Source organism: Marinitoga lauensis, from assembly GCF_004135675.1.
Taxonomy (GTDB): Bacteria; Thermotogota; Thermotogae; order Petrotogales; family Petrotogaceae; genus Marinitoga; species Marinitoga lauensis.
This window is the reverse complement of the sequence record NZ_QHLX01000005.1, coordinates 67,529-81,332: the sequence shown is the minus strand read 5'-3', so window position 1 is coordinate 81,332 and position 13,804 is coordinate 67,529. Positions and strand designations below refer to the sequence as shown.

Below are 13,804 nucleotides of genomic sequence, written 5' to 3'. Positions count from 1 at the left end.
ATTTAATCCTCCTATCTTTTTCTCGTTTATTCTATTATACCATATACTCCCACGAGTATAATTAAGAAGATTTTAAAATTTTGGTCATATCATATATAATCATTTTGTACCACCTTCATATTTTTTTTACCATTAAAAGTTGTTTTATTTAAAATGATATGTTAAAATAAAAAAACATAATTTGACAAGGAGGAATAAAAATGCGAATGTCAAAATATTATGCACCAACATTAAAAGAAGTTCCTAATGATGCCGAGATTAAAAGTCATGAATTATTGGTAAGAGGTGGCTTTATCAGAAAAACAGCATCAGGTGTTTACACTTATTTACCTTTGGGAAATAAAGTATTGAAGAAGATAGAAAAAATTGTAAGAGAAGAAATGGAGAATATCGATTCTCAGGAAATATTAATGCCTATTATACAACCCGCTGAAATTTGGAAAGAAAGCGGAAGATGGGATGATTATGGTCCAGAGATGATGAAATTAAAAGATAGACACAATAGGGATTTCACACTTGGCCCTACACATGAAGAAATGATCACAACTATTGTAAAAAATGAATTGAGATCATACAAACAATTACCTGTTTCATTGTTTCAAATTGCAAATAAATATAGAGATGAAATTAGACCAAGATTTGGTGTATTAAGAGCTAGAGAATTTATAATGAAAGATGCCTATTCATTCCATGATTCTGAAGAATCTTTAGATGAAACATACAAAGCTTTTTATAGGGCTTATGAAAAAATTCTAGATAGACTCGGTGTAGATTATTTAGTAGTGGAAGCTGACACAGGTGCTATAGGAGGTAGCAATTCTCATGAATTTCAAGTAAAAGCAGAATATGGAGAAAGCACCATTTATTATTGTGATTGCGGATATTCTGCAACAGATGAAAAAGCAGAATCTAATGTTGTTTTCAAATTATCTAATGAAGAAGAAAAAAACATCGAGAAAGTTGATACTCCTGATGTAAAAACCATCGAAGACGTTGCTAATTTTTTAAATATCGATAAAAAGAAAATAGTAAAATCTTTACTCTTTAAAGGAAGAGAAGGGTGGACATTAGCTTTAATACGTGGTGATTATGAATTAAACACTTCAAAATTAAAAGCATTTTTAGGAGATCAAACATTAACAATGGGCGAACCTGATGAAATCAAAAATGTTTTCGGCGTAGAAATAGGCTTTATTGGTCCTGTTGGAATTGAAAATGTAAAAATCATTGCAGATAATAGCGTAAAAAATATGAAAAACTTTGTTGTTGGTGGCATGGAAAAAGACAAACACTATATAAACGTTAATTTAGATAGAGATTTTAAAGTCGCCACATTTACAGATATTAGAATGGTTACAAAAGGTGAACCATGTCCAAAATGCGGTAAACCCTTAAAAGAAATCAAAGGTATAGAAGTTGGACAGGTATTTAAATTAGGAACAAAATATTCAGAAAAATTACAGGCATATTATACCGCAGAAGATGGAAAACAAAAACCTTTCATTATGGGATGTTATGGTTGGGGAGTTTCAAGAACATTAGGTGCAATTGTCGAACAATTACATGATGATTATGGTATGATTTGGCCAAGAAGCATTGCCCTTTTGAATTAGTTATCATCCCTGTTTCAATGAAACAAGATGAATTGGTCAATAAAGCTGAAGAATTATATAAATTATTAAAAGATAAATATGATGTTTTATATGATGATAGAGATGCTTCTCCAGGATTCAAATTTAAAGATGCTGATTTAATAGGTATCCCTTTAAAAATCATATTGGGTAAAAAAATGAAGGAAGGAAAAATTGAAATAAAATTGAGATACGAAAAGAATTCAGAAGAGGTTGATATAACTGAAGGGTTCGATGAATTATTAAAAATAATTGAAAAAAAATTAAACGAATACGACCCAAAAATTTACGTAAAAAGTATTGACAAAGAATAATATTCATGTTATAATTGTTTCGCGTCGGAGAGGTGGCCGAGCGGCCGAAGGCGCTTGCCTGCTAAGCAAGTGAGGGTTATTACCCTCCGTGGGTTCAAATCCCACCCTCTCCGCCATTTTTTTTACCTATTCAACTTCGTGCCCGTAGCTCAATTGGATAGAGCATTGGACTGCGGATCCAAAGGTTGCTGGTTCAAATCCAGTCGGGCACGCCATCTTAAATAAAAAAGTGGGTGTTACAAAAAATTGTAACACCCATTTTTTTATTTCCTTTATTTCTCTAGTTTTGTAAAATATGCTTTCGGATGATTACACGCCGGACACCTTTCAGGAGGTTCGTATCCCTCCATTATATACCCGCATTTTTCACATTTCCATAAAACCTTTTAATCCTACCACCAATCACCATACATATTTTTCTTTTAATATTTCTTTCGTTTGCTTTATTACTTCAAAATACATTTCTTTTACATTTCCCAATAATAATTCCGGATTAATTGTCAAAATATTATTTTTAAACTTATTTATAATTTCATTTTGAAGTACAACTTTTCTACTAAACAGCTCTAAATATTCGTTTATAGAATTCATAGCCTTATTATTATACTCTTCTACTTTTATTTTTTCTATATTTTTTAGTTCATTCAACTTTGTTTCCAATGTTTTATGTTTATCTAAATCAACTCTTGGCATTATTGAAAAAACATATGAAAGATATCTTATATCTTTTTTTACATTTAGGCTATACATAGTATTTTTTAAATAATCCATTTCATTATTGACAATATTTAAAAATTTATTATAAACTTTCTCTGTAATTTTCTTAAATTCTTCTTCAATCTCTTTGTCATTCTTTAAAGAATTATATTTAGAAAGTATCGTTTTATAAGAATCTACCATTTCTATTAATTTAAATTCTTGTGAGTTATCTATATATCCATCTAAATTCTTTATCATATTTAAAATATCTCTTTTATTTATAATCAACTCAATTTTTTTATAATATTCATTTTGACTATTATTAAATGTTTGGCTTAAATTTAAAAGTTTATCATTTAATTCTTTAAATTCGTTTTTTAAATCAATAAAATATTTATTATTTATACTGTTTAATTTTTCTATCGATTTTTCTAAAGAATTAATTTTCGTTTCTAATTTATTATACTTTCCTTCATTAGAATTAGAGTACAAAAGCTCTTTTATAGAATTCGTATTTTCTAAAAGACTATTAATCTTTTTTCTAAATCATTATTTGACGTATTATTCAAACTTTCATTTAGCTTAAATATACTTTTACTTAGATCCTTTATACTTATTTTTACAGTATTTATTTCTGATTTTATTTCTTCAAGAGATGCACTTTCCATTTTAATTTTAGATTTAAATTCTCCTTGTAAATTGTATTTTTTTAATGCATTTTCTATATCGCTCTTTATACTCTTTTCCAATTCATCAAATTGTTTTTCTATATCCAAATTAACAGATATATTTTTTGATATATCAAAATTCTTTAAGATTTTTTTATTTTCCTCTATACTTAGCATAATATCCGGTATTTGCCTGGTATTAGAGTTTATTATATCTAAAATTTGAAAATTATTATTTAATTTTTCGAGATTATTATTTAGCCCTTCAAATTCTGTCACTTTATTTTTTATTATTCTTATATCTTCTTCCACTGCATTTTTAAATGTAATTTGTTCAAAAAGAAAATAACCCATCCCACCCAATAATAGAACATTTAAAAGTACCAACAAGATCAACAATTTATTACTATTTTTGTGATTTTTTCCTTCATTATTCAATTCTTTATGAGGAATATTCATTTCTATTTTATCTTCTTTTTTAAATTCACCATTATTCATATTATTCCTCCTAATTTAATAGAATTAATATACTTTACTTATATTATATCATAAAATAAAAAATTAATTGCAGCTCAATATTTCAAATTTAATATTAATCTTTTTAGTTTTTTATAATTATTAGCCTTTATATATAATTACAGTAATTTATATAATATTATATATTTTTTTCAATATTATATACTTGTATTTATATAATATTTTTTGGTATAATTGTTTGGTATAATAAATTTATAAACCAAAATATAGGAGGGGGAAAAATTGAAAAACTCTAAATTGAAAATTAATTTTTTAACTCGATGGGATTCAAAATCGGAATTATCATTCTTATTCTATCCGTTATCCCTTTATTAATAGTATCTTTTTTCGTAAATAGTTCAATTAAAAGTCAGGAGAAATCAATAATAAAAATGTAAATAGCCAAATAGAAAATATCCAAAACAGCTACAAAAAACAATTTTCAAATTATAATAAACTTTTAGAAAAACAAATTAACGAGTATAATCAAAATATTTCAGAACAAATAAAAAGTTTAAACAATGATGTCAATAAAAAATTTGAAGATTTTTTTATTGAAAATTATGATAAAACTCTTTCTACTTTATTCTCAATATTTGAAAATAAAATAAAAGAAAATATTAAAAATTTAGAAGATTTCTTGAATGCTATCAGTCGAAGCACTGATTTGAAGAGAAAAACTGCATCAAAATCCATCTCAATTATAGAGAGATATAGTTTATTACAGCCATATGTAGATTTGCAAAAATTAGATGGAATCCAACTCTGGATTATTAATCCAAAAATATTCACAAAGAAAAATGCTTTTGAAATTTCAATAAAAGGAGACAATTATAAAATTCAAAAGAAAGCTGAAAGTTATGTTCCTGGCAAAGATAGTTTAAAAAACTTAAATATAATTAATTTCGTTAAAATAAATTCCATACAGTTAATTTCAAAAATCTTTCTTATGGATTAAGTAAAATTATTTTTATAAACAATAAACCTTTTTTTCTAACATTAACCCCTGTTTATGATCCAGTATCAACACAAAAAATTGTCGGAATATTAGTCGGATTAAAAGAATTCGGATATGATGATATTGTTGAAATAGGTAATTTGATTGACGCATATATAGTAATTTATTCATCGTCTGGAGAACCATTATTTGGTAATATTCCAACAACAGGTCTAAAATTTAACCCTTCCAATATAAACAAGTTTATTACAGAAACCATTTTAAAAAAGGAAGCTAGAAGTTTTTACACAACATCTCAAATTTTCCCATTAATGTATGTTCAAATTTCTAAACCGTTAATCAAAACAAAAACTGATTTAAATATTAGTTTAAAAAGCAACTTTTCTTTACCAGAATTCAAGACAGAACGCATTTCTTTAAATTTAAATATTGATATGAGCAAAATTATTAATATGATAATTACTATTATTTTTGTAATTATATTGATTTCTATAATAATTTCTATTTACATGGGAAGACGATTTTCTAAAGATTTAAATGTCGTTGTAAAAAATCTTGATAATATCTCCCAGGGGAATTTAAAAGATATTATTAAGTTGGAAAGAAAGAAAAATGATGAAATTGGTATTATGATGAATAAAATACATAGTACACTTGACTTTTTAATCTTGATGTTCAAAGATTTAAATGAAAATATAAACAGACTAAACACCGCATCAAAAGAAATTGATACATCTTCAGAAAAATTAGAAAAAACAAAAGTTACTATAGAAAAAGTTGTAGAAAGTGTTCGAAATTTAATGGATGATATGGAAGAATTTTTATATTCTTTAGATAAAAACATCGAAGTACTTTTTGATAATAGCAACAACATATTAAATGAAGCAAATACTATAGAAAATACAATTGATAAATTAGGTCAATTTAATACAACAACTAAAAAAATGACCAGCGAAACTAAAGAAACAACAGAATTAATAAATGATTTAATAATTAATTTAGCTTCCAGTTTTGAAAACTTTAATAAGAAAGTGGAAGAAATTTTTGATTTTGTAGAAAAAATTACTGACATTTCCAAACAAACCAATTTACTTGCACTAAATGCAGCGATAGAAGCAGCAAGAGCAGGAGAAGCAGGTAAAGGATTTGCTGTTGTTGCCGACGAAATAAGAAGTTTATCTATTGAAACAAATAATATAGCAGAAGATATTTCAAATCAAATAAAACTTATAGGTGATGATATGAAAATATTATTAAAAGAAGTCCAATCTTCAAAGGAAAATGTAAACAATCTTGATTTAATAATGAATAGATTTGAAAAAGATATGGCAGAAATAAATAATCTTACTCTTGAATTGGATAGAGTTTTTGATATTTTAAAAAATATTATAGAAGAACAAAACACAGTTTTAAAATCATTTGATGAAAAGAAAATTGAAATAAATAGTTTTCTGAATGTCTCAAAAAATGAAATCTTAGAATTTACAAATATTATAGATAACGAAACAGACGTTATAAATACATTAATTACACAATCAGAAAAACTACAAAAAAGTTCAGAAAAATTGACATCCATAATATCCTTTTTTAAAGTCGATTAAAGATAATTAAAGATGTTTATTATTAGTTATTGAAAAAAATTTAAAAATATGATATAATCCCCCTATAAGAATTCTTATAGGGGTGTTTATTGTGGAGAGGGATGAAGTTTTAAAAGTTGTAGAATCTGAAAAAATTAAGTTTATAAGATTGCAAATCACTGATATTAATGGTTTGCTAAAAAATGTAGAAATCCCATGGGATGAATTAAAAAATTCATTTGAAAAAGGAACAATGTTTGATGGTTCATCCATTGAAGGATTTGTTAGAATAGAAGAATCTGATATGTATTTAAGACCTGATCCTTCAACATTTGCAATATACCCATGGACAGACAAAGGTTATAAATCTGCCAGATTAATTTGTGACGTTTATAATTCTCATGGTACTCCATTTGAAGGCGATCCTCGATATAGGCTAAAATTAGTATTAAACAGATTAAAAGAAAAAGGATTTTCTGCTTATGTAGGACCTGAACCAGAATTCTTTTTATTACCAAAAGACAATCAATCAAATAAACCTATATTAGAATTTTTAGATAATGGGGGATATTTTGATTTATTACCTATCGATCAGGGTGAAGAAACAAGAAAAGATATCGTATTGGCTTTAGAAGAAATGGGAATTAATGTTGAAGCATCTCACCATGAAGTTGCTCCTTCACAACATGAAATAGATTTTACTTATGATGAAGCTTTAAAAACAGCTGATAATATTCAAACATTTAAATTAGTTGTAAAAACGATCGCTTTATTAAAAGGATTACATGCTACGTTTATGCCAAAACCATTCTTTGGTGAAAATGGTTCTGGAATGCATACTCATTTGAGTTTGTTTAAAGATGGGAAAAATGCTTTTTATGACGAAGATAAAGAATTTGAATTAAGCGATACTTTAAAATATTTTGTTGGCGGGGTTTTAAAACATATAAAAGCTATTACTGCTATAGCTAATCCGACTATTAATAGCTATAAAAGATTAGTTCCTGGTTATGAAGCTCCTGTAAATATTGCATGGTCTCCAAGTAATAGAAGTGCATTAATAAGGGTACCTGCGACACGTGGAAAAGGAACAAGAATAGAAGTGCGTAGTCCTGACCCTACAGCTAATCCATATTTATTATTAGCTTCTTTATTAGCTGCTGGATTAGAGGGAATAGAAAATAAAATTGAACCACCAGAACCTGTAATTTCAAATATTTATCATATGACTCCAGAAGAAAGAGATAAAGTTGGAATTGATCATTTACCATCAAATTTAAAAGAAGCCATTGAAGAGTTAAAAAAAGATGATTTAATAAAATCTGTTCTTGGTAAACATATTTTTGAAAAATATATTGAATTAAAAGAATCTGAATGGAAAGAATATTCTATTAATGTAACTGATTGGGAAATTAATAAATATTTATGGATTATGTAACATTTTTCTATTATAATACTATTGGTTCTAGGGACCTACTATAGGCTGGGTCCCGCGCAACGGGAACCCGCGAACCTGGTCAGGCCCGGAAGGGAGCAGCCATAAGCGGTACTTCCTGTGTGCCGCGGGGGTGCCCAGCCATCTTTAATTTTAAGGGGGATATTTATGAAAAAAATTTTTTATTTATCTTTTTTCTTTTTATTTTCTTTACAAATTTTTTCGGTAAATTTAGGAATATATTCAAATGGTATTTTTCTAGAACTTCCTTTTGACAATATAAAAGTGAAAACTGGATATCCAACATTTGGTATTTCATATAATAAAAATGATAAGATTGTAGGATTTAATCTAAATTCTGATTTTAATCTTAACAATCCACAATTAAATAATTACATATCAACAAATTTAAGTATAAATTTTAATGAACTAAATTTTTATTCGGGTTTATGGAACACGTTTGATTTGAACGATTCGGGAAATGCTACTACTACTAAAATTGGAAACTTCGGCTTTTTCACTGGTATAACTACAAATATTCAAAATTTAAAAATAAATATATCCTTAAATTTAAAAATAATGAACTGGATAAAAACAGGTGATATAATTACAAGCCTTCCTGCCTTCAAAGGAACTTTTGAAGATGCGGTTTTTCTGGCTATTGGTTTAGATTACAATATACCTATAAATAAAAATAATATTAATATCTTCTTTAATTTTGGAACAAATTATATTAGTTTTCCAAATGGTCTGACATTATATCAATTTAATGATAAATATAATTTTGGTGTATTACTAACATTAAATGAATTGTTTAAACAGGAGGAATAAAATGCGAGAAAAAAATGAAAAAATTTTTGGACCTGAAGATTTAAAAGATTTAACTCCAGAACAAGTTATAAAATTATATGGAGAACAAAATAAAGAAAAGAAAAAAGAAAAAAGAAAAAAAACAACAAAATTTCAACATTATTATATTGAAAATCCTGAAACTGAATTAACGGTAAAGACGTTAACTCTTGAATTAAAAAACGGACATACTTATGTATTTAAAGCACCATCTGGAGTATATGGAAAAAGAGAAATAGATAAAGCTACAAAAATACTATTAGAAAATGTTGAGATCACCGGGAAAAGGGTATTGGATATAGGATGCGGATATGGAGTTATCGGGATTACCTTAAAAAAAGAATACCCTGATCTTGAAATACATATGAGCGATATTAATAAAAGAGCTGTTGAATTCACAAAAATAAATGCAAAAGATAATAATATTTTTGCTGATATTAGGCAGGGCTATTTGTTTGAACCATGGGAAAATGAGATATTTGATCAAATTATATCTAATCCTCCAATTGTAGCTGGAAAAAAAGTATGGATGTCATTGATAGAAGATGCTTTTAATCATTTAAATAAAGAAGGAACACTGCAATTAGTAGCTTTCCATAATAAAGGCGGAAGCAGAATAAAAGAATATATGAAAAAAATATTTGGAAATGTTACAGAAATTACAAAAAAGGCGGTATTAGATTGTATAAGTCGGTGAAATTATAATGCTTGAAACAAAAAAAATTAATTTTAGCTATAATGAAAAAAATATCTTTAACAATTTAAATATTTCTTTTGAAAATAAAATCCCAATTGGAGTAGTTGGTTCTAATGGCAGTGGAAAATCAACTTTATTACGATTATTAAGCGGAATATTATCACCTACTAGCGGGGATATTTATTTATATAACAATAAAATTAATTTTCATGATAATGAATCGCTTTTATTTTTAAAAAAGCACGTAGGTTATATCTTTCAAAATCCAGAAAATCAGATAGTAGGCGTTACAATTGAAGAAGATATTGCTTTTGGTCTGGAAAATTTAGGTTTGGATAGAAGTGAAATGAAAAAAAGAATTAATTGGGCTTTAAATGTTACTGATCTAATAGGATTGGAAAAAAAAGATCCAAACACATTATCTGGGGTCAAAAGCAACGCCTTGCTATTGCTTCTATGCTGGCAATGCAACCTGATTTCATCTTGATGGATGAACCAACAACAATGCTTGATCCTGAAGGCCGCGAAGAAATATACAGGGTTATTAAAAATTTAATAACTATCGGAAAAACTATAATTATAGCATCACATCATGCAAAAGATTTGCAATTTGTAGAAAAAATTATTGCTCTTGATTCAGGAAAAATTGTATTTTATGATAGTAGGGATAAATTTTATAGTTGGTCTGAGAATAAAAGATTTAATGTTGAAATTCCTTTTGAAAATATAGTAAAAAAATATACTGGTAAATCAATAAAAGATTTGGAGAGAAATATATGCCAATAGAAATAAAAAATGTTTCATATACATATGCTGAAGGTACTCCATTTGAAACTACTGCTTTAAAAGATATAAATTGGAAAATAACTGAAAATTCTATGTGGGTTGTTTTAGGAAAAACTGGTTCAGGTAAAACTACCTTAATACAAACTTTAAATGGACTTTTAATACCAAAAAATGGCGAAATTTTGGTTGATGGTATATCTACCAAAGATCAAAAAAATGATATCAAGAAAATCAGAGAAAGAATAGGACTGGTTTTTCAATATCCAGAAAATCAATTTTTCCTCCCTACAGTACTCGAAGAATTATTATATGCTCCAAAAAATTTTAATAAAAATATCAGCCAAAATGATATTTTAAATATATTGAATCTTGTAGGTTTAAATAGAAGTTTTTTAGGTAGGAACCCTTTTACTTTATCTGGTGGTGAAATGCGTAGAGTGGCTATTGCTTCTGTTCTTTCTTATAATCCTAAATATATTGTATTTGACGAACCTACAGTAGGATTGGACTATAGCGGAAGAAAAAAATATGGAATATAATAGAAAATCTTCGGAAAATGAAAAAAACTATTATTATAGTAACACATTGGATTGATGAATTAATCGAATTTAAACCAAATGTATTACATATACAAAATCATCAAATAAGTTTTAATGGAACATTTGATGATTTTATTTTACTCGGAGAAGAGGTATTAAAAAATAAAAGTATATCTTTCTCTGAAAAGCTTAGGTTATATTATTGTTCATTAAAAAATAATATAAAGTTAGAAAAATTATTTCATTATTGAAAAGAATAGGCGTTGACTAATTGCAAAAATAATGTTATAATACTATCTGTCTTGGGAGGTCGTCTAATGGCAGGACAGCGGACTCTGGATCCGCCGATGGAGGTTCGAGTCCTCCCTCCCAGCCAATAATAACACGCCTGTAGCTCAATTGGTAGAGCGGCGGTCTCCAAAATCGCAGGCTGGGGGTTCAAGTCCTCCGGGCGTGCCATATTTGATGTTGTGTGGGCCATTAGCTCAGCTGGTAGAGCGGCTGACTCTTAATCAGTAGGCCGTGGGTTCGAATCCCGCATGGCCCACCAGTTTATTTAATATGTGTTATTTATTCATGTGAAAAGCGGAAGCCACCCAGTTGCTTCCCACCTCGGGTGATTTAGCCGTCAGGGGTTTAGAAATAATGGGAAATACTTGGGTGGAGTTTACTCCACCCTTTTTAATTTATATATTCATCGTTTTTTACACCATGTAGGTGTAAAAAGAATAGGAGGGATAAGTATTAAGAAATCAAAAGATACAACATTGAGAAACGAAGAGATCAGGGTAAAGGAAGTTAGAGTTATAGGTAAAAGTGGAGAACAGTTGGGTATAATGGAAACGAAAAAAGCTTTACAATTAGCTTATCAAGAAGGACTCGATTTAGTATTAGTTGCTCCAAATTCTAATCCACCAGTTGCAAAGATTATGGATTATGGTAAATACAAATATGAAAAAGAAAAAAGAGAAAAAGAAGCTAAGAAAAAACAGAAAAAACAGATATTAAAAGAAATGAAATTCAGATTACGAATTGACGAACACGATTTTAATACAAAAGTTAGAAGGATTAGAACTTTTCTTGAAGACGGGAACAAAGTTAGAGTTGTCGTAATGTTTTTAGGTAGAGATATTATGTTTACTGATAAAGGAAAAGAAATATTAAATAAAGTTATTAAAGACGTTGAAGATATTGCAGAAGTTACAAGAGCGCCTAAGATGGCTGGAAGAGACATGGATATGATTTTATCCCCAAAAACAAAAAAATAATTTAAAGGAGGACTAATTATGAAAGTTAAAAGACATTCTGCATCAGCTAAAAGATTTAAAGTTACAGGTTCTGGAAAAATAAGAATGAGAAGATCAAATGTAGGACATAACACAAGAATAAGAGGTAAAAAAAGAATGAAAAGATTGCATCAATACAAGGATGTTCCAACTGGATTAAATGAAAAAGTAGAAAGATTACTTGGATTGAAATAATAAATAAAAAACAATTGAAAGGAGAGACAATAAATGAGAGTTAAAAGAGCTGTTCACGCAAGAAAAAAAAGAAAAAAATATTTAAAAGCTGCTAAAGGTTATAGAGGAGCTCTTAGTAGAAGGTATGTTTTAGCAAAACAACAATTCTTTAGATCAGGAAAATATGCTTATGCTGGAAGAAAGCAAAAGAAAAGAGACTTCAGAAGACTCTGGATAACAAGAATTAACGCTGCAGCTAGAAATGAAGGATTAAAATATAATGATTTGATTCATGGTTTAAAGTTAGCAGGTGTAAATATCAATAGAAAAATGTTGTCTGAACTTGCTGTAAATGATTATGAAGCTTTCAAAGAATATGTAAATATAGCTAAAGAAGCTTTATCTAAATAATATTTGAGGCACCTAAAGGTGCCTCAAATATTATTTAAAGATACTTATTACACTACTATAAGCTTTATCTATTTTTTCATTTATATCTTTTTTGATTTTTTCTAAATCTATTTCTTTTAAATTCCAGATATTAGTCTTTAACACCATTAAAACTGGATTTTTTATATTCATATCTGGAATTTTATATGAATCCCTTAGTATTAAATTTTTCTTAGTTAAGTATGATTTTGCTATTTTTCCAATCTCTATTATTAATGTTTTATTTTCAATATTCTGGGAATATCAAAAACAAAATGTACTTCATTTAAAAAATAATATAAATAGATCCCTGAAAATACCAAGTATTATATGACCTTAAAATAAAATCTAATAATTCATAATCTATATATTTATATAAAGATATGTATTTTAAACCTTTTAATCTTTCTGATAATACATATTTTTTAATAAGCCCTTCATCACCTTTAATATAATAACTTGGTATTATAAACGGTGATTGATAAATTGATATACTTGATGTAATATTAACTGTTTTATTATATTTTTTTGCTAATATAAAATATTGATCTTTAAAAAAATCGATTGTATCGTTTTCTATTTTTTGAGGATATAGAGAACTCATATATCTTGAAGGTTTATCTGGAGTTAAAGCAAAAAAAAATCTCATTTCACTATCAAAAAAAGATTTAAACTAGGAAATTTATTATTAATATCAAAAATAGAAAATCCTATTAAATGATCATATTCATCAGCTAATTTACCCTTTTTTTCTTTAAAGTATTTTATAGCTATATTTTTTATCTTTTTAATATTACTTAAATCATATTCAAATTTCAATATCCCACCTCACCTGAATATTGTATTTATTAAATTCAAAAAGTCTGTATAAAGTATCTTTTCCCCATCTGCAGTATATTCAATAGGTTGTATAGTTTTGGTTTTAATGGTTTTTTTTACATCGAAAATAATTTTAAATCTTGCAAATTTACCAAAATAATATGCATCGCCTTCAAATACAACGTTAATTTTACCAAAATTTCTAACACAATACCACTTTGTATTAGAAAAAAATGAATCAAAATATACACCTATTTCTTTATCCGGGTAGCCATAAAAAGAGCTCCCTTTTATTATATTTATGCATTTTTCGTCTGTTAGATTTATTTGAAATAAATCTTTTATATAAAAAATATATATAAAGGATAGTGTTAATATCAACACAAAAGATGAAACTGATAATATCAATATAATATACTTAAAT

General features: G+C 27.2%; 17 protein-coding genes, 5 tRNA genes, 1 other RNA gene and 3 pseudogenes. 19 read left to right on the top strand and 7 right to left on the bottom strand.

Annotated features, from left to right (window positions below):
• Positions 1-200 precede the first annotated feature (200 nt).
• The 3 genes and pseudogenes from DJ007_RS09385 to DJ007_RS09375 all read left to right on the top strand — a co-directional run bounded on the left by DJ007_RS09385 (position 201) and on the right by DJ007_RS09375 (position 2,160).
• Positions 201-1,945, top strand: a pseudogene (locus tag DJ007_RS09385) (proline--tRNA ligase).
• Positions 1,946-1,971: 26 nt separating this feature from the next.
• A tRNA-Ser gene (locus DJ007_RS09380) sits at positions 1,972-2,061 on the top strand.
• Between the two features lie 22 nt (positions 2,062-2,083).
• Positions 2,084-2,160 (top strand) — tRNA-Arg (locus DJ007_RS09375).
• A gap of 57 nt (positions 2,161-2,217) precedes the next feature.
• Here DJ007_RS09375 and DJ007_RS20285 read toward each other — a convergent pair.
• The 3 genes and pseudogenes from DJ007_RS20285 to DJ007_RS09360 all read right to left on the bottom strand — a co-directional run.
• A pseudogene (locus tag DJ007_RS20285) lies at positions 2,218-2,310 on the bottom strand (rubredoxin-like domain-containing protein); the annotation flags it as partial.
• A gap of 37 nt (positions 2,311-2,347) precedes the next feature.
• Positions 2,348-3,136 carry a hypothetical protein gene (locus DJ007_RS09365; protein ID WP_129409342.1) on the bottom strand — a complete coding sequence of 263 codons (789 nt, stop codon included), beginning with the start codon at positions 3,134-3,136 and terminating at the stop codon, positions 2,348-2,350.
• A gap of 26 nt (positions 3,137-3,162) precedes the next feature.
• Entirely contained in the window at positions 3,163-3,810 is a 648-nt protein-coding gene (locus DJ007_RS09360; protein ID WP_129409341.1) for a hypothetical protein, read from the bottom strand.
• A gap of 658 nt (positions 3,811-4,468) precedes the next feature.
• Here DJ007_RS09360 and DJ007_RS09355 point away from each other — a divergent pair.
• From DJ007_RS09355 to rplT, 16 genes and pseudogenes are all read left to right on the top strand, one after another.
• The gene (locus tag DJ007_RS09355; RefSeq protein WP_129409340.1) at positions 4,469-4,786 is read left to right on the top strand and encodes a hypothetical protein; all 318 of its coding nucleotides are present in this window, start codon (positions 4,469-4,471) and stop codon (positions 4,784-4,786) included.
• 140 nt (positions 4,787-4,926) lie between these two features.
• Positions 4,927-6,387 (top strand): methyl-accepting chemotaxis protein, encoded by a 1,461-nt coding sequence (locus tag DJ007_RS09350; RefSeq protein ID WP_129409339.1) that lies wholly within the window; start codon positions 4,927-4,929, stop codon positions 6,385-6,387.
• Between the two features lie 91 nt (positions 6,388-6,478).
• Positions 6,479-7,804 carry a type I glutamate--ammonia ligase gene (glnA, locus tag DJ007_RS09345; protein ID WP_129409338.1) on the top strand — a complete coding sequence of 442 codons (1,326 nt, stop codon included), beginning with the start codon at positions 6,479-6,481 and terminating at the stop codon, positions 7,802-7,804.
• Positions 7,805-7,847: 43 nt separating this feature from the next.
• Positions 7,848-7,947, top strand: an RNA gene (gene ffs, locus DJ007_RS09340) — signal recognition particle sRNA small type.
• 22 nt (positions 7,948-7,969) lie between these two features.
• Positions 7,970-8,632: a hypothetical protein gene (locus DJ007_RS09335; RefSeq protein ID WP_129409337.1), complete on the top strand. Its 663-nt coding sequence runs from the start codon at positions 7,970-7,972 to the stop codon at positions 8,630-8,632.
• 1 nt (position 8,633) lies between these two features.
• Positions 8,634-9,355 (top strand): annotated as a pseudogene (locus tag DJ007_RS09330) (class I SAM-dependent methyltransferase).
• The gene (locus DJ007_RS17810) at positions 9,355-9,834 is read left to right on the top strand and encodes an energy-coupling factor ABC transporter ATP-binding protein (protein WP_240739461.1); all 480 of its coding nucleotides are present in this window, start codon (positions 9,355-9,357) and stop codon (positions 9,832-9,834) included. Before DJ007_RS09330 ends, DJ007_RS17810 begins: the two are co-directional and overlap by 1 nt.
• A complete protein-coding gene (locus DJ007_RS17805) occupies positions 9,813-10,133 on the top strand; it encodes an ATP-binding cassette domain-containing protein (RefSeq protein ID WP_240739460.1) in 321 nt (106 codons plus the stop codon). The genes DJ007_RS17810 and DJ007_RS17805 overlap by 22 nt, the downstream gene beginning before the upstream one ends.
• Positions 10,124-10,672 (top strand): ATP-binding cassette domain-containing protein, encoded by a 549-nt coding sequence (locus DJ007_RS09320; RefSeq protein WP_240739459.1) that lies wholly within the window; start codon positions 10,124-10,126, stop codon positions 10,670-10,672. Before DJ007_RS17805 ends, DJ007_RS09320 begins: the two co-directional genes overlap by 10 nt.
• Before the next feature lie 17 nt (positions 10,673-10,689).
• On the top strand, positions 10,690-10,923 hold the full coding sequence (locus tag DJ007_RS17800) for a hypothetical protein (protein WP_240739458.1): 234 nt from the start codon (positions 10,690-10,692) through the stop codon (positions 10,921-10,923).
• A gap of 52 nt (positions 10,924-10,975) precedes the next feature.
• Positions 10,976-11,048: transfer RNA gene (locus DJ007_RS09315), tRNA-Gln, on the top strand.
• A gap of 8 nt (positions 11,049-11,056) precedes the next feature.
• Positions 11,057-11,131, top strand: a tRNA-Trp gene (locus DJ007_RS09310).
• A gap of 15 nt (positions 11,132-11,146) precedes the next feature.
• Positions 11,147-11,222 (top strand) — tRNA-Lys (locus DJ007_RS09305).
• Positions 11,223-11,439: 217 nt separating this feature from the next.
• Positions 11,440-11,940 carry a translation initiation factor IF-3 gene (infC, locus tag DJ007_RS09300; protein ID WP_240739457.1) on the top strand — a complete coding sequence of 167 codons (501 nt, stop codon included), beginning with the start codon at positions 11,440-11,442 and terminating at the stop codon, positions 11,938-11,940.
• Between the two features lie 18 nt (positions 11,941-11,958).
• Positions 11,959-12,153, top strand: coding sequence for a large ribosomal subunit protein bL35 (locus DJ007_RS09295; RefSeq protein WP_129409336.1), 195 nt, complete (start codon positions 11,959-11,961; stop codon positions 12,151-12,153).
• A 33-nt stretch (positions 12,154-12,186) separates the two neighbouring features.
• Positions 12,187-12,543 (top strand): 50S ribosomal protein L20, encoded by a 357-nt coding sequence (gene rplT / locus DJ007_RS09290; RefSeq protein WP_129409335.1) that lies wholly within the window; start codon positions 12,187-12,189, stop codon positions 12,541-12,543.
• A 30-nt stretch (positions 12,544-12,573) separates the two neighbouring features.
• Here the strand turns inward: rplT and DJ007_RS14780 are convergent, their stop codons facing one another.
• The 4 genes from DJ007_RS14780 to DJ007_RS09280 all read right to left on the bottom strand — a co-directional run bounded on the left by DJ007_RS14780 (position 12,574) and on the right by DJ007_RS09280 (position 13,788).
• Positions 12,574-12,714: a hypothetical protein gene (locus DJ007_RS14780; protein ID WP_165974099.1), complete on the bottom strand. Its 141-nt coding sequence runs from the start codon at positions 12,712-12,714 to the stop codon at positions 12,574-12,576.
• A 133-nt stretch (positions 12,715-12,847) separates the two neighbouring features.
• Positions 12,848-13,210 carry a DUF4895 domain-containing protein gene (locus DJ007_RS09285; protein WP_129409334.1) on the bottom strand — a complete coding sequence of 121 codons (363 nt, stop codon included), beginning with the start codon at positions 13,208-13,210 and terminating at the stop codon, positions 12,848-12,850.
• The gene (locus tag DJ007_RS14775) at positions 13,207-13,380 is read right to left on the bottom strand and encodes a hypothetical protein (RefSeq protein ID WP_165974098.1); all 174 of its coding nucleotides are present in this window, start codon (positions 13,378-13,380) and stop codon (positions 13,207-13,209) included. The genes DJ007_RS09285 and DJ007_RS14775 overlap by 4 nt, the downstream gene beginning before the upstream one ends.
• A gap of 9 nt (positions 13,381-13,389) precedes the next feature.
• Positions 13,390-13,788 carry a hypothetical protein gene (locus DJ007_RS09280; RefSeq protein ID WP_206076280.1) on the bottom strand — a complete coding sequence of 133 codons (399 nt, stop codon included), beginning with the start codon at positions 13,786-13,788 and terminating at the stop codon, positions 13,390-13,392.
• Positions 13,789-13,804: the final 16 nt, after the last annotated feature.

Coding starts and splice junctions, on each gene's coding strand:
- DJ007_RS09285 (WP_129409334.1), bottom strand. CDS start 13,210: ATGAGATTTTTTTTTGCTTTAACTCCAGATAAACCTTCAAGATATATG.
- DJ007_RS09320 (WP_240739459.1), top strand. CDS start 10,124: ATGCCAATAGAAATAAAAAATGTTTCATATACATATGCTGAAGGTACT.
- DJ007_RS09335 (WP_129409337.1), top strand. CDS start 7,970: ATGAAAAAAATTTTTTATTTATCTTTTTTCTTTTTATTTTCTTTACAA.
- DJ007_RS09295 (WP_129409336.1), top strand. CDS start 11,959: ATGAAAGTTAAAAGACATTCTGCATCAGCTAAAAGATTTAAAGTTACA.
- DJ007_RS09360 (WP_129409341.1), bottom strand. CDS start 3,810: ATGAATAATGGTGAATTTAAAAAAGAAGATAAAATAGAAATGAATATT.
- DJ007_RS17805 (WP_240739460.1), top strand. CDS start 9,813: ATGCAACCTGATTTCATCTTGATGGATGAACCAACAACAATGCTTGAT.
- rplT (WP_129409335.1), top strand. CDS start 12,187: ATGAGAGTTAAAAGAGCTGTTCACGCAAGAAAAAAAAGAAAAAAATAT.
- DJ007_RS17810 (WP_240739461.1), top strand. CDS start 9,355: ATGCTTGAAACAAAAAAAATTAATTTTAGCTATAATGAAAAAAATATC.
- DJ007_RS14780 (WP_165974099.1), bottom strand. CDS start 12,714: ATGAATATAAAAAATCCAGTTTTAATGGTGTTAAAGACTAATATCTGG.
- DJ007_RS17800 (WP_240739458.1), top strand. CDS start 10,690: ATGAAAAAAACTATTATTATAGTAACACATTGGATTGATGAATTAATC.